At 68.2% G+C, this 24,947-nt stretch carries 27 protein-coding genes and 1 pseudogene; 8 read left to right on the top strand and 20 right to left on the bottom strand.

Annotated elements, in window-relative coordinates; translation table 11 throughout:
- The 6 genes from MQH10_RS10985 to MQH10_RS10960 all read left to right on the top strand — a co-directional run bounded on the left by MQH10_RS10985 (position 1) and on the right by MQH10_RS10960 (position 3,806).
- Entirely contained in the window at positions 1 to 267 is a 267-nt protein-coding gene (locus tag MQH10_RS10985; protein ID WP_242564102.1) for a metal-sensing transcriptional repressor, read from the top strand.
- Between the two features lie 53 nt (positions 268 to 320).
- Positions 321 to 503: a hypothetical protein gene (locus MQH10_RS10980; RefSeq protein ID WP_242564101.1), complete on the top strand. Its 183-nt coding sequence runs from the start codon at positions 321 to 323 to the stop codon at positions 501 to 503.
- A 32-nt stretch (positions 504 to 535) separates the two neighbouring features.
- Positions 536 to 886, top strand: a complete 351-nt coding sequence (locus MQH10_RS10975; protein ID WP_242564100.1) for a DUF3147 family protein — start codon at positions 536 to 538, stop codon at positions 884 to 886.
- 13 nt (positions 887 to 899) lie between these two features.
- Complete coding sequence (locus tag MQH10_RS10970; RefSeq protein WP_242564099.1) at positions 900 to 1,904, top strand: YncE family protein; 1,005 nt, start codon at positions 900 to 902, stop codon at positions 1,902 to 1,904.
- A gap of 127 nt (positions 1,905 to 2,031) precedes the next feature.
- The gene (locus MQH10_RS10965) at positions 2,032 to 3,084 is read left to right on the top strand and encodes a Cj0069 family protein (protein WP_242564098.1); all 1,053 of its coding nucleotides are present in this window, start codon (positions 2,032 to 2,034) and stop codon (positions 3,082 to 3,084) included.
- A 23-nt stretch (positions 3,085 to 3,107) separates the two neighbouring features.
- On the top strand, positions 3,108 to 3,806 hold the full coding sequence (locus MQH10_RS10960) for a superoxide dismutase (RefSeq protein WP_242564097.1): 699 nt from the start codon (positions 3,108 to 3,110) through the stop codon (positions 3,804 to 3,806).
- Between the two features lie 57 nt (positions 3,807 to 3,863).
- Here the strand turns inward: MQH10_RS10960 and MQH10_RS27070 are convergent, their stop codons facing one another.
- The 6 genes from MQH10_RS27070 to MQH10_RS10935 all read right to left on the bottom strand — a co-directional run bounded on the left by MQH10_RS27070 (position 3,864) and on the right by MQH10_RS10935 (position 9,533).
- Positions 3,864 to 4,208 (bottom strand): helix-turn-helix domain-containing protein, encoded by a 345-nt coding sequence (locus MQH10_RS27070; RefSeq protein ID WP_419720764.1) that lies wholly within the window; start codon positions 4,206 to 4,208, stop codon positions 3,864 to 3,866.
- A gap of 71 nt (positions 4,209 to 4,279) precedes the next feature.
- Positions 4,280 to 5,035, bottom strand: coding sequence for an amino acid ABC transporter ATP-binding protein (locus MQH10_RS10955; protein ID WP_242564096.1), 756 nt, complete (start codon positions 5,033 to 5,035; stop codon positions 4,280 to 4,282).
- Entirely contained in the window at positions 5,035 to 6,123 is a 1,089-nt protein-coding gene (locus tag MQH10_RS26805) for an amino acid ABC transporter permease (protein ID WP_242564095.1), read from the bottom strand. Before MQH10_RS26805 ends, MQH10_RS10955 begins: the two co-directional genes overlap by 1 nt.
- A 1-nt stretch (position 6,124) precedes the next feature.
- A complete protein-coding gene (locus MQH10_RS10945) occupies positions 6,125 to 7,291 on the bottom strand; it encodes an ABC transporter permease subunit (RefSeq protein ID WP_242564094.1) in 1,167 nt (388 codons plus the stop codon).
- Positions 7,292 to 7,296: 5 nt separating this feature from the next.
- Positions 7,297 to 8,322 (bottom strand): transporter substrate-binding domain-containing protein, encoded by a 1,026-nt coding sequence (locus MQH10_RS10940; protein ID WP_242564093.1) that lies wholly within the window; start codon positions 8,320 to 8,322, stop codon positions 7,297 to 7,299.
- The gene (locus MQH10_RS10935) at positions 8,319 to 9,533 is read right to left on the bottom strand and encodes a trans-sulfuration enzyme family protein (protein WP_242564092.1); all 1,215 of its coding nucleotides are present in this window, start codon (positions 9,531 to 9,533) and stop codon (positions 8,319 to 8,321) included. The genes MQH10_RS10940 and MQH10_RS10935 overlap by 4 nt, the downstream gene beginning before the upstream one ends.
- Before the next feature lie 98 nt (positions 9,534 to 9,631).
- Here MQH10_RS10935 and MQH10_RS10930 point away from each other — a divergent pair, with 98 nt between their 5' ends.
- Positions 9,632 to 10,561 carry a LysR substrate-binding domain-containing protein gene (locus tag MQH10_RS10930; protein WP_242564091.1) on the top strand — a complete coding sequence of 310 codons (930 nt, stop codon included), beginning with the start codon at positions 9,632 to 9,634 and terminating at the stop codon, positions 10,559 to 10,561.
- 2 nt (positions 10,562 to 10,563) lie between these two features.
- Here MQH10_RS10930 and MQH10_RS10925 read toward each other — a convergent pair whose 3' ends face one another.
- The 10 genes and pseudogenes from MQH10_RS10925 to MQH10_RS10880 all read right to left on the bottom strand — a co-directional run bounded on the left by MQH10_RS10925 (position 10,564) and on the right by MQH10_RS10880 (position 21,320).
- Positions 10,564 to 11,004 carry a RidA family protein gene (locus tag MQH10_RS10925; RefSeq protein ID WP_336605081.1) on the bottom strand — a complete coding sequence of 147 codons (441 nt, stop codon included), beginning with the start codon at positions 11,002 to 11,004 and terminating at the stop codon, positions 10,564 to 10,566.
- 155 nt (positions 11,005 to 11,159) lie between these two features.
- On the bottom strand, positions 11,160 to 13,781 hold the full coding sequence (locus tag MQH10_RS10920) for a TonB-dependent receptor plug domain-containing protein (protein WP_242564089.1): 2,622 nt from the start codon (positions 13,779 to 13,781) through the stop codon (positions 11,160 to 11,162).
- A 376-nt stretch (positions 13,782 to 14,157) separates the two neighbouring features.
- Positions 14,158 to 17,382: an efflux RND transporter permease subunit gene (locus MQH10_RS10915; protein WP_242564088.1), complete on the bottom strand. Its 3,225-nt coding sequence runs from the start codon at positions 17,380 to 17,382 to the stop codon at positions 14,158 to 14,160.
- A 2-nt stretch (positions 17,383 to 17,384) separates the two neighbouring features.
- Positions 17,385 to 18,530: an efflux RND transporter periplasmic adaptor subunit gene (locus tag MQH10_RS10910; protein ID WP_242564087.1), complete on the bottom strand. Its 1,146-nt coding sequence runs from the start codon at positions 18,528 to 18,530 to the stop codon at positions 17,385 to 17,387.
- Entirely contained in the window at positions 18,527 to 19,375 is an 849-nt protein-coding gene (locus tag MQH10_RS10905; protein ID WP_242564086.1) for a TolC family protein, read from the bottom strand. The genes MQH10_RS10910 and MQH10_RS10905 overlap by 4 nt, the downstream gene beginning before the upstream one ends.
- 104 nt (positions 19,376 to 19,479) lie before the next feature.
- Positions 19,480 to 19,779 (bottom strand): annotated as a pseudogene (locus MQH10_RS10900) (TolC family protein); the annotation flags it as partial.
- Positions 19,780 to 19,848: 69 nt separating this feature from the next.
- On the bottom strand, positions 19,849 to 20,163 hold the full coding sequence (locus tag MQH10_RS10895) for a hypothetical protein (protein ID WP_242564085.1): 315 nt from the start codon (positions 20,161 to 20,163) through the stop codon (positions 19,849 to 19,851).
- 261 nt (positions 20,164 to 20,424) lie between these two features.
- The gene (locus MQH10_RS10890) at positions 20,425 to 20,607 is read right to left on the bottom strand and encodes a hypothetical protein (RefSeq protein WP_242564084.1); all 183 of its coding nucleotides are present in this window, start codon (positions 20,605 to 20,607) and stop codon (positions 20,425 to 20,427) included.
- A 168-nt stretch (positions 20,608 to 20,775) separates the two neighbouring features.
- The gene (locus tag MQH10_RS10885) at positions 20,776 to 20,997 is read right to left on the bottom strand and encodes a GDCCVxC domain-containing (seleno)protein (protein WP_242564083.1); all 222 of its coding nucleotides are present in this window, start codon (positions 20,995 to 20,997) and stop codon (positions 20,776 to 20,778) included.
- A complete protein-coding gene (locus tag MQH10_RS10880) occupies positions 20,994 to 21,320 on the bottom strand; it encodes an MFS transporter permease (RefSeq protein ID WP_242564082.1) in 327 nt (108 codons plus the stop codon). Before MQH10_RS10880 ends, MQH10_RS10885 begins: the two co-directional genes overlap by 4 nt.
- Positions 21,321 to 21,450: 130 nt before the next feature.
- On the opposite strand from MQH10_RS10880, the gene MQH10_RS10875 reads away from it, so the two are divergent.
- On the top strand, positions 21,451 to 21,864 hold the full coding sequence (locus MQH10_RS10875; protein ID WP_242564081.1) for a MerR family transcriptional regulator: 414 nt from the start codon (positions 21,451 to 21,453) through the stop codon (positions 21,862 to 21,864).
- Here MQH10_RS10875 and MQH10_RS10870 read toward each other — a convergent pair.
- The 4 genes from MQH10_RS10870 to MQH10_RS10855 form a co-directional block, all read right to left on the bottom strand.
- Complete coding sequence (locus MQH10_RS10870) at positions 21,861 to 22,490, bottom strand: class I SAM-dependent methyltransferase (protein ID WP_242564080.1); 630 nt, start codon at positions 22,488 to 22,490, stop codon at positions 21,861 to 21,863. The genes MQH10_RS10875 and MQH10_RS10870 overlap by 4 nt on opposite strands.
- Before the next feature lie 44 nt (positions 22,491 to 22,534).
- Entirely contained in the window at positions 22,535 to 23,005 is a 471-nt protein-coding gene (locus MQH10_RS10865; RefSeq protein ID WP_242564079.1) for a DUF2147 domain-containing protein, read from the bottom strand.
- Positions 23,002 to 23,802, bottom strand: coding sequence for a sterol desaturase family protein (locus tag MQH10_RS10860; protein ID WP_242564078.1), 801 nt, complete (start codon positions 23,800 to 23,802; stop codon positions 23,002 to 23,004). Before MQH10_RS10860 ends, MQH10_RS10865 begins: the two co-directional genes overlap by 4 nt.
- Positions 23,803 to 23,886: 84 nt before the next feature.
- Positions 23,887 to 24,942 (bottom strand): AraC family transcriptional regulator, encoded by a 1,056-nt coding sequence (locus tag MQH10_RS10855; protein ID WP_242564077.1) that lies wholly within the window; start codon positions 24,940 to 24,942, stop codon positions 23,887 to 23,889.
- Positions 24,943 to 24,947 lie beyond the last annotated feature (5 nt).

The following is a 24,947-nucleotide window of genomic DNA, read 5'->3' as shown; positions in this document are numbered from 1 at the left end:
GTGAGCCACCACACGGACAAGCAGTTGCTGAACCGGCTCCGCCGCGCGCACGGGCACCTGGGTAAGATCGTCGGCATGATCGAGGCCAATCGTGACGGCATGGAGGTCGCTCAGCAGATGCAGGCGGTGATCGGCGCGCTGGAGAACGCCAAGAGCGTGCTGATCCGCGACCACATCGAGCACCATCTGGAGGAGATCGTCGGGCCGCTGCCCGCCGAGACCCGTGAGAAGCTGGCCAAGCTCAGCGACCTGGCCAAGTTCCTGTGACTTGGGTCCATTGTCCTTGAGCCCCCTGGCGCGGTGAGCGCAGGCTGGTCGCCATGAAATGGCGACTGGCGTTCACGGCGGCTGGCGTGACCCTGGGCGGCCTTGGCCTGATCGGGCTGCGCTACGCTCTGACGCCAGGGTTCCGGCTGGATCCGAGCCCCGGGTTCGCGGTCTCCCTGGCCTTGATCGCGATCGGGCTGGCGGTCTGGTGTTTCTGGCTGGCCTGGCGCGAGTGAGGCCGCCGACGACGAATGGGAGATCTCGGCGCGTGCTCTATCTTGTCCTCAAGGCGGCGATCTCCGGCGTGATCATCGCGGCGGTGTCCGAGATCGCGAAGCGCTCGCCTGGGTTTGGGGCGCTGGTGGCCTCCCTGCCGCTGGTCTCGGTGCTGGGCATGATGTGGCTGTGGCGCGACACCCACGACCCGGAGCGGATGGCCGCTCATGCCGGGGCCACCTTCTGGTACGTGCTCCCGTCTCTTCCGATGTTTCTGTTGATCCCGGTCCTGCTGAAACGCGGGGCGCCGTTCTGGGCGGCGCTCGGCGCCGGATGCGCGCTGACCATCGGCCTCTACCTGGCCATGACCTGGATCGGCCCCCGGTTCGGGCTGCGCCTATGAGGTCCCGACCGGCATGACCCAGCTCTCAAAGTTTCCGTTGGCCTGGATCGCCCTGCTGGCGCTGGGCGCCTTGACCTCCTGCGGCGCGGGCGAGACGTCCAAGGGGCCCGCGCCCCTCGTGCTGGAGCGGACGATCGCCTTGCCCGGCGTGTCGGGCCGGATCGACCACATGGTGCTGGACGCCGCTGGGAAGCGGCTGTTCGTGGCGGCCCTGGGCGCCAACTCGGTCGAGGTGGTCGATCTGGCCCAAGGGCGCCGGACCGCGCGGATCACCGGGCTTGCGAAGCCTCAGGGCCTGGCCTGGCTCGTGGATCGCGGCGAACTCATGGTGGCCAATGGCGACGGGCGCGTGGCCTTCTACGACGGCGTGACGCTCAAGGCCCGGGGAGTGGTCGCGCTGGGCGGCGACGCGGACAATATCCGTCTCGACGGCCTCGGTCGGCCGGTGGTCGGCTATGGGGACGGCGGCCTGGCCACCCTCGATCCGGCGCGGCGCGTCGTGGTGGCGACGGCGGCCCTGCCCAAGCATCCGGAGAGTTTCCGGATCGATGGCGCGCGCGCCTATGTGAATGTCCCGGACGCCGGCCGTGTCGTCGTCGTCGACCTGACCACCGGTGCGACTCTCTCGTCGCGGCGGACGCCCGGCCTGCGCTTCAACTATCCGATGGCGCTGGACGCGACCCACCAGGTGCTGGCGGTGGTGTTTCGGCTCCCGGCGCGATTGAAGCTGCTGGACGCCGCGACCGGACGCGCCCGGCTGGAAACCGCCACCTGCGGCGACGCCGACGACCTGTTCTTCGATGAACGACGCCAGCGGATCTATGTGGTCTGCGGCTCGGGCGCGGTCGATGTGTTCCGGGCGACCGGGCCGGTCGATTTCCGACGCCTGACGTCCATCCCCACCCGCCAAGGCGCGCGCACCGGACTCTATTCGCCGGAGGCGGACCGCCTCTATGTTGCGGCCCGCGCCACGGAGGGGCAGCCGGCGGCGATCTTGGTCTACAAGCCCGCGCCCTGACCCCTTGCGCGCCCGGGCCATCGCGCTAGTGTCCGGCCATCGGGCCGACGCGGGCGCCCGGCCAGACGGTTCGCCGTCCAAGACCCGCTCCTGAGACCCCGGTTCTGCGCCGGGCGGGAGCGTAGTCATGGCGAAGTCCGAGGTCTCGACCTACAGGGTGGCGGTGGTGTGGCGCGGCGACTTGGCCGGGCGCGCCGAAGCGACGGCAGACAACAATCGCCTCAAGGCCATCTTCGCGGCCCTGGCCCGTGCGGGTATATCCGCCGAGCCGGCCGTGTTCTGCGAAGATGTTGCCGATGAGGTCCGCACCCAGCTGCTGACCATGGATGGCGTCCTGGTCTGGGTGGATCCGATCGCCACCGCGACTGGCCAGCGTCGCAGCGCCCTGGACGATATCCTGCGTGAGGTCGCCCAGGCCGGCGTTTTGATTGGCGCCCATCCCGATGTGATCGCCAAGATGGGGGTGAAGTCCGTGCTCCATCGGACCCGTTCCCTGGGCTGGGGAACCGACACCCGCCTCTACGAAACCCCGGCCGCCTTTCAAGCCGAATTCCCCCGCCTGTTGGCCTCCGGCGCCCGGGTGCTCAAGCAGAACCGCGGCAATGGCGGAATTGGGGTCTGGAAGGTCGACGCGGTGGACACCGAGACGGTCCGCGTCCTGGAGGCGCGCGGCGGCGCGGTGGAACGGACGATGGCGCTCGGTGATTTCGTGGCGGAGCGGCTGGCGGAGTTCGACGCCGGTGGCGGACTGGTCGACCAGCCGTTCCAGGCCCGCCTGCTGGACGGGATGGTCCGCTGCTACCTGTCGGGCGGGAGGGTCGCCGGGTTCGGTCATCAGATGGTGCGGGCGCTGGCGCCCGCCGAGGCCGGGCCGGCTGGGCCGCGGCTCTATTCCGGGCCGGACGACCCGCGCTTCCAGCGCCTTCGCGCGTTGATGGAAGAGGACTGGACACCCGGTCTGGTGCAACGGCTCGGCATGAGTTCGGAGGACCTGCCGGTGATCTGGGACGCGGACTTCCTGCTGGGCCCCAAGACCGCCGAGGGCGAGGACAGTTACGTTCTTTGCGAGATCAATGTGAGCTCTGTCTTCCCCATCCCTGACGAAGCGCCCGCCACCCTTGCGGCCACGACGCTCCAGCGTCTGACCGCCCGCCCCCCAAAGCTTTCCCTTCCGACCTGACCAAACCCCATCGGAGTCTTCCCTTGCCCCAACCCCAACTTGACCGCCGCCTGCTCTTGGGTGGCCTGGCTGTCGCCGGCCCCGCCGTGGCGTCCGCGGCGACCGCTCAGACGGCAACCGCGCCTGCGGTGACCTTCACCCCCAAGCCGCTGCCCTTTGATCCCAAGGCCGTGGCGGGCTTGTCCGAGAAGCTGCTCGTGAGCCACCACGACAACAACTATGCCGGGGCGGTGAAGCGGCTCGGCTCGATCCGCGGTGATCTCGGCAAGCTCGATTGGGCCACGGCGCCCGTCTACCAGGTCAATGGGCTGAAGCGCGAGGAACTGATCGCCTGGAACTCGATGATCCTGCACGAGGTCTATTTCGCGGGCCTGGGGGCGCAAGCCGCCGCAAGCGCATCGCTCGCCAAGGCCATCGAGCGCGACTTCGGGAGCCATGATCGGTGGGCGGCGGAGTTCGCCGGCATGGGCAAGGCGCTGGGCGGCGGCTCCGGCTGGGTGATCCTGACCGCGAGCCGCCACGACAGCCGGTTGGTCAACACCTGGGCCGCCGACCACACCATGACCTTGGCCGACGGCGCGCCCCTGCTGGTGCTCGACATGTACGAACACGCCTATCACATGGACTACGGGGCCAAGGCCGGCGCCTATGTGGACGCCTTTATGAAGGCCGTCTCCTGGGGCCATGCCAACGATGCCTTCGCCCGCACGGGCGTCGCCTGAGGTCGCGCCACGCTTCGGGGCAACCGCCTCGAACAGGCCCCGCAAAAGACAAGCGCCCTAAACCGGGGGCGCGATCACACTATGATCCCCAGGCCCGACCCGGTCCGCGGGACAATCGTCGCTTGGTCTCTCTGGCTCGCTGGAAGCGGGGTGCAAACAAGCCCACACGTCACCAAGCAGCTTAAGCGGGCTCGCGCCGAGCGAGGTGGCGATCGCACAGAATTCCAAGATGTCGATCCTGCGCTGACCCCGCTCAATCATGCAGATATGGGAGTGGGATTTCCCGATCCGCTCCGCGAGGGTTCGCTGGGAAATGCGCGCCTCACGGCGCGCCTTCAGCAGGATGCGCCTGAGGTTCTCGTACTCAGAGCCGAACACAGGATTGGGCCGCCGAAAGGTCATGGAGGATCTCCGATCTTGTTCCTGTGAGCCCGCCCAACGACCGGCTCGAATTCCCGGGCCCTGGCCCGCGGCTAGTGGAGGAGTTGTCCGAGGAAGGCGCGGGTCCGCTCGTGCTGCGGCTTGTCGAAGAAGGCCGCCGGCGCCGCGCTCTCGACGATCTGACCCTGGTCCATGAAGATGACGCGGTTGGCCGCCTGCCGCGCGAAGCCCATCTCGTGGGTGACCACCAGCATCGTCATCCCGTCCTCCGCCAAGCCCAACATAGTGTCGAGCACCTCCTTGACCATCTCCGGGTCGAGCGCTGAGGTCGGCTCATCGAACAGCATTATCTGTGGGTTCATGCACAGGGACCGGGCGATCGCCACGCGCTGCTGCTGGCCGCCCGAGAGCTGCCCGGGATACTTATGGGCTTGTTCCGGAATGCGCACCCGCTCCAGCAGGGCCATCGCGGTGTCCCGCGCGACCGGCTTGGCGACGCCGTTCACCCAAATGGGCGCGAGCGTGCAGTTCTCCAGCACGGTAAGATGGGGGAATAGGTTGAAGGTCTGGAACACCATCCCGACTCTGCGGCGGATGGCTTCGAGGGTCTTAGGATCAGCGGTCGCTTCCTGGCCCGCCACGACGATCCGGCCTTCCTGATGGCGCTCCAATTGATTGACGCAGCGGATCAAGGTCGATTTGCCGGAGCCGGAGGGTCCGCAGATGACGATCCGTTCGCCTCGGGCCACGGTGAGGTCGACGCCACGGAGCGCGTGAAAATCGTCAAACCACTTGTGCAGGCCCTGGATGGCGATCGCCGGGGCGTCGGGAGGGGCGGTATCGGGCATTAGCGGGCCACCTTGTTGCGGCGTTCCAGCATGTCGGCGAAGCGGCCGAAGCCGAAGCACAGGACGAAATAGATCGCGCTGATGAAGAGGTAGGTTTCCGTCGCCGGGGATCGCCACAGGGGGTCCGCCAGCGCCGACTTGCCGGAACTGATCAGGTCGAACAGGCCGACGACCAGCACCAGGCTGGTGTTCTTGATCATAACGATGATGGTGTTCGTCAGCGCCGGGATCACCAGGGTGATGGCCTGGGGCAGGATCACCAGCCGCTGGGTCTGCCAATAGCTCAGGCCCAAGGCGGTGGCTGCTTCATACTGGCCCTTGGGCATGGCCTGTAGTCCGCCGCGGATCACTTCGGCCATGTAGGCGGACGCGAACAGCAGGAGCGCGATCACCGCGCGCACCAGCTTGTCCGGCAGCAACGCCTCGGGCAGCAGCAGCGGCAGCATGATCGACGCGATGAACAGGATGCTGAGCAGGGGCAGGGCGCGGGTCGCCTCGATAAACACCGTGCTCATCAGACGGATCGCTGGCATCTCGGAGCGGCGGGCGAGCGCCAGGAGGATCGCCAGCGGGAAGCCGCCGCCGATTGCGACGACCGTCAGGATCAGGGTGATCGGCAGCCCGCCCCACATGGCGGTCGGCACGGGGGTGAGGCCGAGGACCCCGCCGCCCATGAGGATCTGCACCGCGACGAGGGCGGCCGCCCAGATGCTGGTCAGGGACAGCCGCCAGGCGGCGGGGCGCACCGAGTAGATCAGCACGCCGACGAGGACGGCGCTCGCCAAGGCCGGCCGCCAGCGCGCGTCGAACGGATAGATGCCGAACAGGATCTGGCTGTGCTTGGCCAACACAAAGCTCCAGCAGGCCCCGGTTGTGGCCCGGCAGGTCTCCGGCGTGGCCGGCAGGAAGGCGGCGTCCAGCACCGCCCAGCGCAGCAGGCCAGGTAGGACGGTGAGCGCGGCCAGGGCCACCGCCGCCGTCAGCGCGAGGTTCAGGGGGCTTCCGACGAGATGCGAAGCGAGCGTACGAAGCCGGGTCCGCCGGGAAAGCTCCGCGGGGCGTCGGGCGAGGGGGGCCGCGAAGGTCACGTCAACGCTCCTTCACCGCAAGCTGGCCATTGTACCAGTTGAGCGTCGCCGACATGGCCAGGTTGATCGTGAGATAGACGCCTACGATCACCAGGGTGCCTTCAATGGCATGGCTGGTCTTGTTGATGACCGTGCCCATGACGGTCATGAAATCGGTGTATCCGACCACCAGCGCCAGGGTGCTGTTCTTCACGACATTGATGTATTGGCTGGTCATCGGCGGCAGGATGACCCGCAGCATCTGCGGCAACACCACGAGGCGAAGGACGTTTGGCGGCGACAAGCCCAGGGCGCGGGCCGCCTCCCACTGGGCGCGCGGCACGGCGTTGACGCCGGTCCGGATGATCTCGGCGATGAAGCCGGTGGTGTAGAGGGTGAGGCCCGCCAGGATGGTGAACAGTTCCGGCGTGATCACCGCGCCGCCACGGAAATCGGCTCCGGCGGCCTGCGGCAGGTTCACGGCGAAGCCCCGCCGCGCGGCGGCGGCGGCGACCGCGAGCGTCAGCACAAGTAGCGCGGCCACGGTCAGAGCCCAGCGACGCCGGTCGCGGCCGAACCGGCCGGCGAGACCCCCCGCCGTCGCGACCAGGGCGCCGGCGGCGAGAAGGGCTGCGAGCATGGTCGTCGGGGGCCAGGGAAAGATCAGGGCGGGGATGGCGACGCCACGGAGGGAGGCCAGGACGCCGGGCAAGGGGTGCAGGACGCCGGTGGCCGGCAGAGCTTGCCACCACAGGGTATAGAGGAAGATCAGCAGCAGGATCGGCGGGGTGTTGCGCACGCCTTCGATCCACAGCAGGGCCAGGCCACTGACCAGTGGATTGTCGCTGATCCGCGCGACGCCCAGCAGGGTTCCGAGCAGCGTCGAGGCCAGCGAGACCAGGGCGGAAACGAAGAGGGTGTTGCCGACGCCGACGACGATCGCCCAGAGGTTTGAATCATCGGGGGTGTAAGGCAGCAGGGTCTCGGAGACGGTGAACCCAGCGCGGTCGAGCAGGAAGTCCGCTCCCAGGGGAATTCCCCGGGCCGCGAGATTGGACGCCGTGGTCCAGACCACGACAACCAGCACAGCGGCGGCCAGTCCCAGGGCGAGCGCCTGGACGCCCAGGTGTTTGCCGGGTCGCCCCGGGAGCGGCGCCGGCTTCCTCGGGTGTTCGATGAGTTCGACCACGCGACTCAATCCCATGGCATCGGGAACAGCAGGCCGCCATCGGTATAGAGCCTGTTGTAGCGACGCTCCGCCTTGATCGGGGTGCCGTCCCCGAGGTTTCGGTCCCAGACCTCCCGGTAGTTGCCCACCTGCTTGATCACATTATAGGCCCAGCGCGGGTCCAGCCCGATCTCGCGCCCGAACTTGGGGTCCCCGCCCAACACCCGCTTGATCTCGGGTGAGCCCGTCCTCACCCGCTCGTCGATATTGGCCTGGGTGATGTCATTCTGTTCGGCCCAGATCAGCAGGTTGATCGTCCAGCGGACGACGTCGAACCAGCGATCGTCGCCGCGGGCGATGGCGACCCCGTTGGGTTCGACCAGGCGGCCGATGTACATCAGCTGGTAGTCGTCAGGGGTCTTGGCGACCGTCGCCAGCTGGCTCTTGGCCGCCAGGCCATCGGTGACATAGGCGTCGCACCGGCCCGCGAAGAAGGTGTCGCGCGCGGTGATGGTGGAGTCGAAATAGACCCGGGTGAGCTTGATCTTGTTGTCCTGCTCGGCCTCATCCAGCGTGCCCTCCACCAAGCTGCCGCCGCCCTGCATGCAGACGGTCCGGCCGTTCAGGTCCGCCGGACCCTTGGCGCCCAGCGACTTGCGGACGATCAGTGCGTCGCTGTCATAGAGGGTGACCGCCACGAAACGGATCGCCATGTCCCGGGTGAAGGTGATGGTCGAGGTCCGCGACAGGGCGTCGATCTCGCCCGTCTGCACGGCCGGCAGGCGCTGTGCGGCGTTCAGGGGGGTGAACTGGACCTTGTTGGCGTCGCCGAGCACGGCGGCGGCCAGGGCGCGGCAGATGTCGCTATCGAAGCCACGCCAGACCCCTTTCTCGTCGGGCCGCGAGAGTCCCGGTATCCCCTGGCTGCCGCCGCAGTTCAGATGGCCGCGCGCCTGGATCTTGGCGACCGCGCCCTGGCTCTTGGGTACGCCTGGCGGCGAGCAGCCGGCCAGGGCGAGCGATGCGGCCAGGGCGAGCGAAAGGCGTCTCATGGCAACGACTCCGGGGTCATGGAGGAAGGCGGCGACCCACTGCGCGGGGCTTCGCCGAATTGCGCCAGCCCCTGGATGAGATCGGCGCGCAGATCGTCCAGGTGCTCAAGCCCGATGCTGAATCTCAGGATGGGGCCGTCATGGCCGAGCGGCGTCGCCGAGCGGGTCGGCCCGCCGTCGAGCACGGCCAGGAGGCTTCGTGTCCCGCCCCAGCTGGCGCCGATCGCGAAGAGCTGCAGCGCCTCGACGCCGCGGGCGAGGTTGTTTCGCGTCCAGGGGTGCAGGAACACGGAGAAGACCCCGGTCGCGCCGGCGAAGTCCCGCCGCCAGACCGCGTGCCCAGGATTTCCGGCCAGGGCCGGATGCCTCACCTCGCGCACGAAGGCCTGTTCGGAAAGCCAGCCGGCCAGAGCCAGGGCGTTGGCCTCGCTGCGGTCGAGCCGCACGGCAAGCGTTTCCATGCCGCGCAGGACGAGGCTGCAATCGTCCGGAGACACGCCGTAGCCCATGTAGCGGGAAAAGTCCTTTAGGCGGCGATAGAGCGCCTCGTCGGCGACCGAGACGCATCCCATCACCACGTCGGAATGGCCTCCCAGATATTTGGAGACCGCGCAGACGGAGAAATCAACGCCGTGCTGCAGAGGCTTGAATCGCAGGGGCGTGGCCCAGGTGTTGTCGGCGGCCACCTTGGCCCCGCGCCGGTGGACGGCGGCGACGATGGCGGGGACGTCCTGGACTTCCATCGTCACCGAGCCGGGCGACTCGACCCAGACCAGCGACACATCGTCGGTCATCAGGTCGCCGACGGCGGCGCCCAGCATCGGGTCGTAGAAGACGGCCCGGATGCCCAGCCCCGCGAGGAAGTTCAGCGCGAACGGACGCACGGTGTCGTAGGCGTTGTCCGGGAAGAGCACGCACTGCCCGCTCGCGGCGCAGGCCAGGGTGGTCGCCACGATCGCGGCGAACCCTGACGGCAGGACCAGGGTTTTTGCGGCGTCTTCGATCAGGGCGATGCGACGCTCCAGGGCTCGCGAGGTCGGCGTGCCATAGAGCCCATAGGAATAGCCGTCATAGATGGCTTCCCGCCGCCTCTGATAGGCCTCGACGGTGCGGAACACGACCGTCGAGGCCCGGTGGACCGGGACGACCAGGCTGTCGAACTCAGCGTTCTCATCGTCCGCGCCTTTCAGGCACAGGGTTTCGTCGCGCATGAAGTGTCTCCCTGCTCAAGGGATAGGCGGCGCTGCGGCCTGTTTCAATTGCATGGATATGCTGTCAGGATGCGTTTTGGTTATAGGGCTCCCATGACGTGAATCTCAGCCTGATCGAAGCGTTCAACGCGGTCATGAAGACCGGCTCGACCACGGGCGCCGCCGCGCTCCTGGGGATCTCCCAACCGGCCATCAGTCGCGCGTTGAAGCGGCTGGAAGACACGACCAAACTGAAGCTGTTCGAACGATCGGGACCGCGGTTGATCCCAACGCCCGAGGCGCATCTTCTGCACCGCGAGATTCTCGACACCTATGTGGGGCTGGACCGCCTTCGCCAGACTGTGGCGCGCCTGCGGGCGGCGGGGACCGGGACCCTGAGGGTCGCCAGCTCGGCTGCGCTGGGCTTGTCGTTCTTGCCGAAAGTCCTCAAGGGCTTCCTCGCAAAGCGCCCTCAGGTGAGCGTGACCTTCGAGATCGCCAACTCCGCCACAGTGCGCAACCTGGTGGCCAGCGGGACCCACGACCTTGGCCTATGCGCGGACGAGATCGATGTCTCGAACCTGGTGGTCGAACCCTTCATCGCCACGCGCGGGATCTGCGTCATGCCGGCCGATCATCCGTTGGCCCGTGAGGCGATCGTTACCGCGGAAATGCTCGACGGCGCCTCCATCTTGTCGCTGGCGCCCGATGACACCGCGCGCCAGCGCTTCGACGAGGCGCTGGCGGCGGCCGGCGCCAAACCGCACATCGTCGTGGAGACCCAGTTTGCGGCGACGGTCTGCGAACTCGCGGCGCAGGGACTGGGGGTGGGGGTCACCAACTCCTTGGCCTATCTCTCCGGCGACTTCGAGGCCCGAGGCCTGGTCGCTCGGTCCTTCGAGCCGGCGATCCCGTTCCGCGCCCTGATGATCCTGCCGCCGCACCGGGCGCGCTCGCGGCTGGTGGACGAACTGGTCCAAGTGCTGGAGCGTGAGCGGGACCTTCTCAGCCAGGCCTGCGAGGTTCGTTTTGGACCGGCCCAGGCTTGACGTCAGCCGACGGCGAAGACCGCGCTGATCCCAACCACCACGCCGAACGGCAAACTGGCAACGCCAACGGCGGCGCGAGCATGGCGCCCGGCGTCACCCAACACCTCAAGCATCAAGTCGGATGCGCCGTTGACCACCAAGGAATGCCCTTCGAACTGCGGCATGGCGGCGACGAAACCGGTAAGCTGCAGGCAGCGCTCGACGCGGCCCAGGTCGTCGCCCAGGGCTTGGTTGAGGACCGCCAGGACCGAGACGGCGCAAAGGCGCGCCGCCGCTACGGCCGCGGTCAGATCGTCGCCACTGCTGAGGACGCCCTTGATCAGGCCATGCTCGGTCCTGGGGAGCTGGCCCGAGACAAAGGCCAGGCCGCCGTGGAGGACGACCGCCGCGTAGCTCGCCACTGGCGCCGCCGGCGAGGGCAGGGCGAACCCAAGGTCGCGCAGCCGGGCTTCCGGCGAACGGATCTCGTGAAACCTTTGGTCTCCCAGGTCGGCGCGGGTCCGCGCACGGTCGCTCGTCGACGACCGTGCGCACCCGGCGGGAGCGACAGGGGAGGAGGGCGCGACCCGCGGGATGGCTCAGAACTTGACCGTCGCCTTCACATAGACGAACCGGCCGCTGACCCGTACGGGGCGATATAGGCGAAGGGGAAGATGCCGGCATTGTCCGCGCCGTTGGCGCCGGCCGCGACGCTGGCCGCCGTCGAGGCGATCTGATGTTCGGGATATTTGTCGAACAGGTTCGCCACCCCCGTCGCCAGGGTGACGTGGTCGGTGACCTCATAGGCCGCGTCGAGGTCGGTGATGATGTCGGCGCGGAAGGTCTGGATGATGTCGGAATTCGCCGAGCCGGGGGCCGAAGGGACCAGCTTGACGCTGTAGCCAGGGATCAAGGCGGCGACCTGGGCGGGGGTGCGCCCGGTCAGCGACACCTGGGCCACCTCGCCGTAGCGGGTGTTGGTGAGGTTCACCGACCACTTCCCGCGAGTCCAGGCGAGGTTCAGGGTCTCCTTGTCCTTGGGTGTGCTCTGGGCGAGCCGCACCTGCTGGGTGAGGTCCACAAGCGGCGCGGTGATGCCCAGGGCCGCGATGGCCGGCGGCGTCCCGGCGATCCGGTCGAACCGGGTCCGGTTGAAGTTCGCCGCGAAGGTCGTGGTCAGGGTTCCCGCCTCGCCGAGCTCGTGACGGTAGCGCGCGGAGATATCGAGCCCTTCGGTGGTGGTGTCGACGGCATTGGTCAGGTAGGAGGCCGCGGCGATGCCGGAGAAGCCCTTCGCCGCCAGGAAAGTGGTCAGGGCCGTGCTCTGGAAATTCGACGAGATGACGATCCGGTCCTTGAGTTCGATCCGATAGACGTCAAGGGTCGCCGACAGCGGACCCTGGTCGAACACCAGGCCGAAGGAAAGGTTCTTCGCCTTCTCCGGCTTCAGAGGCGTGGCGCCGATCAGGGGCGCGACCGGATCGTTGACCGAGATGATCCGGGTCTTCAGCAATTGGCCGCTGACGAACAGGAAGTCGGACTGGCTGTAGAAGGACTGGGCGAGCGCCGGCGCACGGAAGCCCGTGCCGACCGACCCGCGAACGGCGAGGCTGTCGGTCAGTTCGAAGCGGCCCGCCAGCTTGTAGTTGGTGGTGTCGCCGAAGTCCGAATAGGCCTCATGGCGCGCGGCGACGGAGACTTGAAGGCGGCCACCGAGATCCTTCTCCAGTTCGGCGTAGATCGCCTTACTGTCGCGCTCGCCGGGGATCACATCGGACGGCGAGACTCCCACCGCCGACTGGATGCCCACCGGCGCGGGCTTGCCGGCGTTGGGGCCATCGAGGATGGGCACCCCGCCATTGGCGTAGCTGGCCGGTTCGCCGGCTCGCAGCTCATACCATTCCTTGCGGTACTCCAGGCCCAGAGCGACCTTCAAGGGGGAACCAGAGCTCATCGCGAATTCGCGGGTGAGGTCGAGGTTCGTGGTCCATTGGCGGAAGCGGGCGCCGCCTCGCAGGACCGAGGTCGGGCTGGTCGCACCGAAGGAAGCGTTCTCGGAATTGGTCACGCGAAGGCGGTCGATCGAGGCGCCATAGGACGTGGAGAGGTCCCAGCCAAAGCCGGCGAGGTCGGCGCCCTTGAGGCCCGCGGCCAGCGAGGCGTTCTCCAGGCGGCTATGCTGCTCGGGTCGGAATCCGTTGGGGTAGATGGCGCGCACGGTCTCATCCTGGCCGGCGCGGCGGATGAAGTTGTAGCTGATCCCGTTCAGCTGATTGTAACCGCCGAAGGCATAGGCGGTCGCCCTGTCGTTGAGCGGCAGCTCGGCGTTCAAGAACACACTGGAGTTCTCGTAGTCTGGCTCGCCGTACAGCCAGTCGTTCCGGTTGAAGCTCGCCTCGCGGGGGGCGAGGACGCCGTTGGCGGGGGTCAGGCCGACGCCTGATCCATAGTTGCCCGACGGCAGGACTTGGGTCGCGCCGTTGGAACCGAAATACTGCTGGCGCGTATCCGGTCGAGCCCGGTTTGTGTGCTGGTGGTCCTGATAGGCGCCGGTCACCCGGACGAACCCGCCATCGCCGATGGCAAAGCCCTGAGCCACGCTCAACTGGACGTCTTGCCCATCGCCTTCGCTGGTCACGCCGTAACGGCCCCGGGCCAGGAAGCCCAGGCTCTTGTCGAGTTGCACGTTGAGGACGCCGGCTATGGCGTCCGAGCCATATTGGGCGGCGGCGCCGTCACGCAGCACTTCGACGCTGCCGATGGCGGCCGCCGGGATCGCGTTGAAATCGTAGGCGACGTCGCCACGGCCGATCTGGTTGTTGGAATTGAGTTCGGCGTTGGTGTGCCGGCGCTTGCCGTTGACCAGCATCAGGATCTGGCCCGTGGAGAGGCCCCGAAGGGTCGGCGGCGTGAGGAAATCGTTGGCGCCGGCCGCCGCCGGCCGAGGCGTGCTGAAGCTGGGGACGGTGACCTTGATCTGGCCTTGAAGATCACTGGCGCCGGTCTTCGCCAGGTCCTGGCTCGAAATCGAGTCGATTGGGGTCGGGGAGTCGGTGACGACACGCGGCCCGAACCGCGAGCCGGTGACGACCACTTCCTCGACGACCGACGACGCGGCGGCGGTGTTGTTCGACGCCGGTTGGGCTGCGGCATGATCAGTCGCCCCCAGCGCTATAGCGGCTAGAACCCCGCTCGACGCGGCGGCGAGCAGCCGCTGACGGCGCCTCAGTTGATGAATCATCATAACTCTCCCCCTCGTGATGCGGACGCCGTCGTCAGGCCGGGCTTGCGCTCATTCCGCCGGGCCTACCCGGAAGGTCGCGGTCCGCTGATGGTCTTCCGGGTGGCGTCACCCTGGCGATGGAGGGCGCCAACCTGAGCCTTGGCGGCGGGTCGCCGACCTCCCTTGTCGGACCTGAACGCACCATGCCGAGGGGCTAACTTCAAATGCGCATCATCCACATCACTATGCGCTTAGGTTATTCTGGTCCTTGGCGCGGAATTTTCTGGGCTGGGGCGGAATGGCGCGCAGGCCAAAGGCCGAGCACGAAGCCGATTGCGGGGGCCTTGCGCCTCATAGCCGACGCCGTTTGGGGCGCGGGCAATGAGGCCAAGGGTCATATGGCGGGGGCCGATATGGGCTCGTCACCTAGCTTGAAGCTTTTAGGTCGCCGCCGGAACACGAGGCGGCAGAGGGCCGGCAACACCAGGAGGGTGAGCGCCGTTGAGGTGATCAGGCCGCCGATGACCACGGTGGCCAAGGGTCTCTGGACCTCCGCGCCTGTCCCAGTCGCCAGGGCCATGGGGACAAAGCCCAAGGACGCCACCAGCGCCGTCATCAGCACCGGCCGCAATCGTTCCATGGCCCCGTCGATGATCGCGTCGTCGATGGACGAGCCGTCGTCGATCCGCCGGCGGATGGCGCTCATCATCACCAGGCCGTTGAGCACCGCCACGCCCGAAAGCGCGATGAAGCCGACGGCGGCGGTGAGCGAGAACGGGATCTGCCGCAGGAACAGGGCGAAAACGCCCCCGGCCAAGGCCAGCGGCACCGCCGAGAACACCACGACGGCAGGGCCGACGCCACCGAGCGCCATGTAGAGCAGGGCGAAGATCAGCACGAAGCAGATCGGCACCACCAGGCCCAGGCGGGCCTGGGCCGATTGCAGGCTCTCGAACTGGCCGCCCCAGTCCATGAAGGATCCTGCCGGCAGCTTCACCTGGTCGATCTTGCCCCTGGCCTCGTCGACAAAGCCGCCCAGGTCGCGGCCGCGGACATTGGCCTGGACGATGACCATCCGTTTGCCATTCTCCCGGCTGATCTGGTTGAGCCCGTCGGTGTAACTGAAGCGAACCACCTCCTTGAGCGGGATCGAGCCGGCGCTTCCCGGCAGCATGACTGGAATGGAGCCCAGCATCTCGACGTCATCGCGCTGGGCGTCGGGCAAGCGCACCACGACCGCGAAGCGACGATCCCCTTCGAACAGCATGCCGGCCTGGCGCCCGCCGAGCGCCGCCGACACAATGTCGGCCACCTCCTGCACCGTCAGCCCGTAGCGCCCCACCGCCTCGCGGTCGATCTGGACATCGAAGGTGGGGGCTCCAGAGGTCTGTTCGGCGGTGACGTCGGCGGCGCCGGGTATGGTGCGCAGGACCGCGGCCAGTTTCTGCGCGGTGGCGCTCATCACCTCGAGGTCGTCGCCATAGAGCTTGACGGCGACATCGCTGCGGACCCCGGCGATAAGTTCATTGAACCGCATCTGGATTGGCATCTGGATCTCATAGCGGTTGCCGACCAGCCCCTTAGTGCGGGCCTCGATGCGGGCCAAGAGATCGGCCTTGGTCTTCACGTCCCTGGGCCAATCCTTCTGGGGTTTGGGGATGACGTAGGTGTCCGAGGCGTTGGGCGGCATCGGGTCGGTGCCCAGGTCGGCGTTGCCGGTCTTGGAGAACACCAGGGCCACCTCCGGCAGCTTGGAAAGCTCGCGTTCGATCTGCAACTGCATGTCCTTGGAGGTCTCGACCGAGGTCGAGGGAATGCGGAAGGCGGTGACCGTGATGTCCTTCTCGTCCAGCTGTGGCATGAACTCCGAGCCCAGGGTGGTGAACAGGGCCCCTGCCAGGGCGAAGACCCCGACGCCGACCGCCACCACCGGAACAGGCCTGGCCACCACCTTGCGCAGGGCCGGCTCATAGCGAGCCTTGAACCAGCGGATCGGCCTGACTTCGGCCTCGCTGATCTTGCCGCGCATCACCAGCGCGATCATCGCGGGCACGAAGGTCAGCGACAGCACGAAGGCGAAGGCCAGGGCGAGCATCAGGGTGATGGCCATCGGCGCGAAGGTCTTGCCTTCGACCCCTTGGAAGGTCAGCAGCGGCGCGAAGACCAGGAAGATGATCGCTTGGCCGTAGACGGTGGGCTTGATCATCTCCCGGGCCGCCTCTGTGGTCTCGCCAAGCCGCTCGGTGAGGGACAGGAGCCGGCCCTCCCGGTGCTGTCGCTCGGCCAACCGTCGCAGGGCGTTCTCGACGATGATCACCGCGCCGTCGACGATAAGACCGAAGTCCAGCGCGCCCAGGCTCATCAGATTGCCGGAGACGTGCAGGGCGTTCATGCCGGTGGCGGTCATCAGCATCGTCAGTGGGATGACCGCCGCCGTGATCAGGGCCGCGCGGATATTGCCGAGCAGGAGGAAGAGCACGACAATGACCAGCAGGGCGCCTTCGGTCAGGTTCTTGGCCACTGTCTCGATGGTCGCCATCACCAGCTTGGAGCGGTCATAGGCCGGCTGGGCCGTGATGTCGGGGGGGAGGGACCTATTGATGGTCTTGAGCTTGTCCCCGACCTCGGTGGCCACGATCCGGCTGTTTGAGCCGGTCAGCATCAGGACGGTGGAGATCACCGCCTCCGAGCCCGACTTGCTGCCCGCGCCGGTTCGCACCGCGCCGCCGATCACCACCTCGGCCACATCGCGCACCCGCACCGCGACACCTCCACGAGTGGCGATCACCGCCTGGGTGATCTCGTCCATCGATTTCAGGCGCGCGTCGGCTCGCACCAGGAAACTCTCGCCGGCCCGTTGCACATAATTGGACCCGGCCGAGATATTCGCCGCTTCCAGGGCCTGCGAGAGCTCTGTGAACGACACCCCATAGGCCGCCATGCGCGTCGGGTCCGGCTCGACCACATATTGCTTGACGTAGCCGCCATTGCTGTCGACGCCGGCCACACCCTGGAGGTTGCGCAGCTGCGGGCGGATGACCCAGTCCTGGACCGTGCGCAGATAGGCGGCCTTGGCGAGGGGGGTGGTGAGGCGTTCGCCTTCCGGCGTCAGATAGGCGCCGTCGGTCTGCCAGCCGGGTTGGCCATCCCTGGGTTCGGCGCCGCGCCCATCGGGATGGGCGTACTCGACGCTGAACATGAAGATCTCGCCGAGACCGGTGGTCAGCGGCGCCAACTGGGGCTGAACGCCAGGTGGCAGGGTGTCCTTGGCCTGGGCCAGGCGCTCTGTGACCTGCTGGCGGGCGAAGTAGATGTCGGTGGAGTCCTTGAACACTGCCGTCACCTGGGAGAAGCCGTTGCGGGTCAGAGACCGGGTGAGTTCCAGACCGGGAATACCGGCCAAGGCGGTCTCCACCGGGAAGGTCACCTGACGCTCAAGATCGACCGGCCCTAGGGTCGGCACGAAGCTATTGATCTGCACTTGGCGATTGGTGACGTCCGGCACGGCGTCGATCGGCAGCTTGGTGATCTGCCAGCCGCCGATCACGACGATGATCAGCGCGAGGACGGCCACGACCCATCGGCCACGGACGGAAAGCTGGAGGATGCGCGAAATCATACTCAGTCCTCCGTCTCGTTCTTGCCAAGTTCGGCCTTCAGCAGGAAGGCGTTGTCGGTGGCGATCGACACCCCCGCCGCCACGCCCGATGACAGCTGAACCCGGCCGGCGCTGCGGCGGACGACCGTCACGGGCTGCATTCGGAAGCCCTTGTCGGTGCGCACAAACACAACCTCGCGACCGCCTACGGTCTGAACCGCGTTCTGGGGCACAGTGACCCCGCTGGCTGCGTCCGCCATGACAGCGAAGATCTCCGTCCTGACCATCTGACCGGGCGCCAGGGTCTCGCCGCCCAAGACCGCAAGGACCGTGGTCGCCTGGCGGGTCTGGGCGTCCACGCCGGGGGTCACTGAAATGACCCGCGCCCCCAGGGTGCGACCGTCCCGGGTGATCACGTCGGCTCGACCTCCCGGCTGGATGCGTTCGATGTCGGCGGCGGCCACCGAGGCCTCGACCTGGATCCGGGTCGGATCGGTGACCCGGAACAACTCGGTTTCCGGCTGTACGAAGGCGCCGAGCGTCGCGGACGCGGCAGTGAGCCGGCCGCTGACCGCGCTGACCACCGCGATCGAACGGCCGTCGGACGAGACGCGTGCGGCGGCGGCGGCCAGGGTCGCGGCCCGGACCTGGGCCTCGGCGCTCACCCGATTGGACTCCGCGATCTCAAGGTCCTGGCGCGGGGAAACCCCTTGCTCGAACAACCGCCGTTCGCGCTCAGCCTGCTGGCGGGCCAGCTGGGCTCGGGCCTGGGCCATGCCGCGTTCGCCGGCGATCACGGCGGCGTCGCGGCTGACCAGGGTGGCGACCGTCTCGCCGGCCCGAACGGTCTCGCCCAGGCGCTTGTAGATCCGGGTCACCGTGCCGGCGGCGCCGGCGGTGAGCACAGCCTGGCCGTCGGGGGCCGCGGCCACGGTTCCTGGCGCGAGGATCAAGGCGTCGACGCCGCCGGCGCCCACGGCTTCGACCTTGATCTGGGAGGTGAGGATCTCGGCGGCGGTCATCGGGATGACCGCTGGGGCGGACGTCTCAGTCGCTGGACTTGCGGCGGTGTGCGACGGGGCGGGGCGGGTGGCGACCACGACCGCGGTGATCAGGATGATCGCGGCGGCCGCGACGCCGGCATAGAGGAAGGACTGGCGACGGGTCATTGAGTGTCTCCGAAGGGAATGCGGCCTTGCAGCCGGGCCAGGGCCGCGTCCGCGGCCGTGCGCGCCAGGCGAGCGTCGATGCTGGCGCCGCGCGCCGAGCCGACAGCGCGCCGGGCGTTGAGTAGCTCGATCAGGGATGTTTTTCCGCTCTCGTAACCAATGCGGGAAAGCCTGTAGGCCTCCATAGCGGTCCGTTCCGACGCCAGGGTTGAGTCGAGTCGGGCCTGGCTGGCGGCGAGTTGGCTGAGGGCTGAACGGGCCTCAGCCTCAGCCTCGAGCCGTGCTTCCTCCAACTGGGCGTCGGCAATCTGCAGAGCAGCCCGCGCCGCGTCGATATTCCCCCTGTTGCGATCGAACACAGGAAAGGGGATGGCTAGTCCGGCCACGGCGGCGGTCGACCGGTCGGCTTCGAACCGGCGCACGCCGAGGGACGCGGTCACATCCGGAATGGCCCGGGTCTGCTCGACTCGAACCCGGCGCGCGGCCGCTTCGCGCTCGGCCAAGGCGGCCAGATAGGGCGGACTTTCCAATGGATCGAAGGCCGATGCCGATCGCGCCGGTCCTTGGTCGCGGTTCAGCAGGCTGCGGGCGATGGAGGTGATCGGGCGTGGAAAGGCCGAGAGCGCCCCAAGCCGCGCGAACGCGGTGTCTCGCGCCGCCCTCGCGCCGTCGAGTTCGGCCTGGGCGGCGCCCAGGGCGGCCTCGGATTGCAAACCACGGAGCTTGGCCTCCCGGCCGGCGTCCACGAGCGCGCGCGCCGCGCGGGCGTCGTCACGCGCCGAAGTGACGTCGTCCTCGGCCCGCCCGACCCGTAGGTCCGCCGCTTCGGCCGACGCATAGGCCATGGCCAGGTCGAAGGCGAAATCGGACTGGGCCTGCTTGGCCCGGGCCGCGCGGCGTCGACCTGGGCCCGGCCGGCGACCACCCTGGCGGCCCGTTGGCCGCCAAGTTCGAGCGGCAGGCTGGCCTGCAGCGTGGTCTCGGCGCCGGTGAAGGCCCGGTAGGGGCCCGAGCCTGAGAAATTCTCCGATTCGAGGCTGATGGTGGGATTGGGTCGGGTGGCGGCCTGACGCGCGAAACCTTCGGCGCGTCGGGTTTCGGCCGCCGCCGCGGCGAGGCGTGGGGCCGATGCGGCGCTGTGCAGCAGGTCGATATAGGATGGCGCGGGTTCGGCGTAGGCCGTGGCGCAAAGGCTCAGGGCGCTAGCCGCGACCGCGAGACGCGGCCGCCAGCGCAAGGCGATAGGCATGATAATCCCCGTTGAGACAAAAGAACTCGATGCCGCGCGCGGTCCGACCGCGGACGGGTCTTGAGGTCCTTAGGCTCTGGGGGGGCGGAGCAGGGGCGCGGCTGCCTGCGAGATCAAGCGATGATCTTGCTGGTTTGGCCAATTGAGCCGCGATGCCTCGGCGATGGACGTGAAGGTCGTCGACTCGGGCAAGGCGGCCCCTTGGACTCCGCCATGTCCGGCGCCGTTATGGCCGAACAGCGCATGCAGGACCGTACCTTCGCGCTCCACGTCCGAGGGAGCAGTCTCGGTCATCACCGCCTGCAGCGGTTGGGGAGGCTCGTCGTGATGGTGGGCATGCAGGCGAGGGGTAAGGGTCAGGCTCAGCAGGACCAGGGCGGTCATCAGCAAATGCAGAAACACCGCCCGCGGCGTGCGTGCACGTCCTGCGCCGGGTGATCCAACTCTGGCCCCTCTGATCATGGCTTCCCCTTAGGAGATGGCTGGCAAGGCTGCAAGGCGGAGGTCCAGGCGGCTGCGGGGAAAGTGGAATCTGCGCGCGGGCCGGTGGTCTGCCCCACGCTCACTGCGCCATCCGCCGTGCGGCCCCGGCAAGATGACAAAAAGAGGGAGGATGGTCACTCCCCATGTCCGCAGGGTCCGCTGTCAGGGCGTCGGCCCGTCGTCATCGGCAATCGGCGTGGCGCGCTCTGTTCGGCCGTCGCGGTAGAGATAATAGGGCATGTGGCCAAGTCCGATCACGATCGCCACCGGATCATCCGCCGAACCATGTCGAAACGGGATGAGCACGCTGGCGTCTGGCGGGGTCGCGTGATCGTCGGCGCTCATCTTCGGTCACCGCAGGGATCGTCCCTGACCGGGACTCTCTGCCAATTCCGCGGAAACGCAAGGCGGCCCCCCACCGCGCTTACGCCTGTGGGCGCCTCGCCTGGTCTGGGTAGGGTCCCGAGGTCTGCCGCCCACACCCCGAGTCAGTCTGTGGGGCGGGCAGGCGCCTCAGGCGCAACAGCCCTTGCCGTCGATCTGCACCGGCGGGCAGGGCTGGTCGCCATAGGAGCAGAACACGCAACAGTCGCCAGCCTTGGGTTTGAGCACCACGCCGCAGGCGGGACAGTCGTAGAAATACTGGCAGGCGTCGGTCGGCATGGTCTCAGTGGTGCGCGCGCCGCAGGCCGGGCAGGTGAGGGTCGAGCGGAGCTCGACGGAGGGCGCGTTCATCGCCAAGCCCTCAGCAAGGCGAGAAACCGGGGCTCGACCAAAGAGCTCCAGGCCAGAGCGGTCATCGCCAGCAAGGTCGCCGCGCCCAACAGGGTGAACGATAGTGGCGAGGGCGGGGCGCAGCGAGCGTCCAGATCGCAGTGTCGGCGCCGGCGGATCGCGCTCCACCAGCCCATGGCCAGGACGACCATGGCGGCGCCTGTCAGCCAGCGGCGCTCACCGGCGATCCAGGCGGTCCCGGCCAGGCTGAGACCTGCAACCGATAGCGCCAACGGCAGGACACAGCAGGCCGCCCAGGCAAACACGGCGAGGGCGCTCGCCATCAACGCGCCCCAGCCTAAGGCCAGGTCGTTCGACCTTGCGGGTTCGCGGTTCGCGTCAACCATCCGGTGGGCCTCTCGGGCTATCGATGTTAGCCTGCGCCCCGTAGCAGCTACAGGGTCAAGCGCTTTCATGGCCTCGTCGCCGACCGTCACCATCGGCCAGCTCGCCGCCCTCACCGGGGTGAACTTGGAAACCATCCGCTACTATGAGCGGATCGCCTTGATGCCCGAGCCGGCGCGCACCGCGGCCGGCTACCGCGCCTATGAGGACGAGCATCGCCAGCGGCTATCGATGATCCGCCGCGCGCGGGAGCTTGGCTTCAGTATCGACGACGTTCGCGCGCTGATCGGCCTGGGGGAGCCAAAGCCCTGCGCCGAAGTCGAGCCGATCGCCGCCGCCCATCTGGCCACCGTGCGCGCCAAGATCGCCGACCTGCGGCGCCTGGAAACCCTCCTCGGCGCGGCTGTCCGCGGGTGTCGGACCGGGACGTCGCAGACCTGCCCGGTGATCGAGGTCCTGGGCGGCGATCCCGCTTCGGCCTAGCCGGGTTTACGGGCCTGGGTCCAGGCCATCTGGCCGCCAGCCATCGCGCGGGAGGTCGTCGAGACGTCGCAAAAGCCGACAGCCGAGATCAGGCGCTCGACCTCGGCGAGAGGCCGGATGTGGTAGATTTCCGGCGGGAAGTTCCGCACGAAGGCCTCGTCCTCGCTCGGCCGGAACCCCAGCACCAGGCGGCCGCCAGGCGCGAGCACCCGGTGGATTTCCGCAAGGTCGCGTTCCGGGCGTTGCCAGAAATATATCGTGTGGACCGCAAGGGCCTTGGTGAAGTCGGCGTCTGCGAATGGCAAGTGGGCGCTCATGCCGGGCTTCAGTTCCATGCGGCCGGCGCGAATGGCGGCGGCGTTCCGTTTGCGGGCGACCCCCAGCATGACGTCCGACGGATCGACGCCGGCCAGGTATCCCCGCGTGACGATCTTGGCGGCGGCGGCCAGCGTCCGGCCATGGCCGAAGCCCACCTCCAACACCCGATCGTCGGCGGCGAGGTCGAGGGCGTCCAGCGCGATCAGGTTCGCCGCGAGGGTCTCGCGCGCCATAATGCGCGCGACGACCTGGCCAAGCAGGCCGGTGGGCATGCGCCCCTGTCGAGCGAGGAGGGTCGATCTCTTCATGGTGTTGTTCCGTCGAATGAGGTTGGGCGAGAGCTGTTCGCGGTTCAGGGCGCGACGCGTCGCCAGGCCTGGGCCCGGCAGACGACTGTGAGCGCGCAGCCCTGCAGGTCGAGGTGGTCAGGGCCTTGCAGGCGGATCGTCCCGGCATAGCGGTGGCCGTCGTCGGGATTGTAGAGATCACCGCCCGCCCAGACGCCGGGGCTTGACTCGGTCAGACCGTGCAGGATTTCGAGGCCCAGGACATGGCGACCCCGCTGGGCGGGATCGGGATTCTGGACGTCCAGCCGCTTTCGGCAGGCCTCGGTCTTGAGCCGCACCAGGCGACCGCAGATCAGCGGCTTGGCGACCTGCTCGGCGCAGGATCCGAACGCGACGATCTCGCCTCCAGCGGTCGACCAGCGGCCGACGAGGTCCGGCGCGGCGACGGAGGCCGCGGCGTTCGAGGGAAGGGTGCTGGCCGCCGCCAGCGCCAAGGTCAGACGCCAAGCTGCTTTGACGCGCGAGGCGCCGCTCATTGGGGGGCCTCGACGGCCGGGAGCCGGCGTCCGCTGGCGGCGGCGAAGCGGGCCAGATAGTCGGGATGCTCGGTGCCCATCCAGCGATCCCACCAGGTGAAATAGAGGCCGTAGTTCCAGCCGGCCTGGGCGTGGTGCAGGTCGTGGTGGGTGGTGGTGGTCATGAAGCCGAGGAGGGGCCGGGCGTTCGCGGTCGAGGGGAACACCTCGTAGCCGCAGTGGCCCAGCGTATTGCGGGCGATCTGGTGGAGCATGAACAGGCCGACCACCGGCCAGGCGGTGGGCACGATCAGCAGCCAGAGCGGCGCGAAGGCGGCCTGCAGGGCGGCCTCGGCCAGATCGAAGCTGTAGGCGCTGAAGGGCGACGGGTTGTTCGAGCGGTGATGGCGGCGATGGAAGGTGCGGAACAGCCGACGGTGGTGAACCAACCGGTGGGTCCAGTAGAAATAGGCGTCGTGGCCCAGGATCATCAGCACCAGGGAGGCGACAGCCCAGCCCCAGCCCAGGCGGGCGGCGATCTGGGGACCGGGTAGAAATCCCGCGCGTTCGAGACTGAAGGTCAACAGGCCGACGGTGGAGAAGATCGCCACGGTCCGCATGGAGACGGCGAACTCGGTGACCAGCTGGCGCGCGCCGGGCGTGGCCTCGCGCAGCTTGCGGCCGGCCATGGGGCCGCGCAGCAGCACCCAGATCACGAACCAGACGGCGATGGCGAACATCGCGTAGCGGGACAGGTCGTAGGAGAGGTTGGACAGCCAGTGCTGGCCATAGGTGGTCAGGGTGGAAGACAGGGGCATGTGCGGCTCCGGTTGAAGCCGCCATCAAGCTGAGCCGCCCGCCAGGGTCTCGCCGGTTTCGAAATCAGCCAGGGTTCTGGAGGATCAATCAGCCTGCGGGATCGACCAGCCGACCTGAGCCGCCTTGCGCCAGGTCGTGGGTGTCTGGCCGGTGGCCTCGCGGAAGGCGCGGTTGAAGGGGCCGAGGGAACCGAACCCCACCTCAAAGGCCACGCTGGCGACGGTGGTCCGCGCCTGGGCGGGATCGGCCAGCATGGCCTTGGCGGCGGCGATCCGACGTTCGTTTATGAAGGCGACAAAGTTGCGGTAGCCCAGGCCTTCGTTGATCAGCCGGCGCAGGTGATGTTCCGGCGCGACGATCCGATCGGCCAGGCCGCCGATGGTCAGGCCTTCCAGGCGCCAGACCTCCTGAGCGTCCAAGGCCTCGCTGAGGCGACCCAGCAGGTGTTGATCCTGGGGATCGACCTGGCGCGCTGGCTGGCGGATGGCGCCCGGTCCGAACAGCAGCGCGTCCGCGCGCAGGAACACGATCCCACCGGCCATGCTCATCGCCAGCAGGCTGACCGCCGCCAGCAGGGAGAGCTGGCTTGCCGGGTGCGAGAACAGCTCCGCGGACTGAACGCTGACCACGATGAGCGCATAGAGCGCGGCGACGCCCAGCAACGGGCCACGCAGCCGGCGCCGGGTCTCGACGAGATCGGCCCGCCAGCCGGCCCAGGTGACGAACAGCACGTGCAGCAGGAGCGCCGCGCCGGCGAGGTTCTGCAGCAGCCATAGGACGCGGGCGGCGGCTGGAGGCGCGGCGGTCGCAGCCACCCCGATGGCCAGCAGGACGGTGGCCGGCAGGAAGCGCCAAGGTGAGAGCCGCGCATGGTCTCCGAACAGTTCCAGGGCGAAGGCCCAGAACAGTCCGGCTCCCATGACGGACAGAACCCAGATCGGCGCCATGGCCGGGCCAAGGCTTTGGAAGGCGGCGCCGGTTTGGGTGAGCGTGTGCGCGGCGGCGGCCAGGCAGAACAGCGCGCCCGCCAGACGTGACGGCGCGCGGCTTCCCTGGATCAGGGTCAGGCCAAGCAGGACGAACACGCCGGCCGCCGCGCCTCGGATCAACAACTCCAGGACCTGGGTCTGCGCAGGCATGGTGG

It is taken from the genome of Phenylobacterium aquaticum, assembly GCF_022695515.1.
GTDB lineage: Bacteria > Pseudomonadota > Alphaproteobacteria > Caulobacterales > Caulobacteraceae > Phenylobacterium > Phenylobacterium aquaticum.
This window is presented reverse-complemented; position numbering and strand designations above follow the sequence as displayed.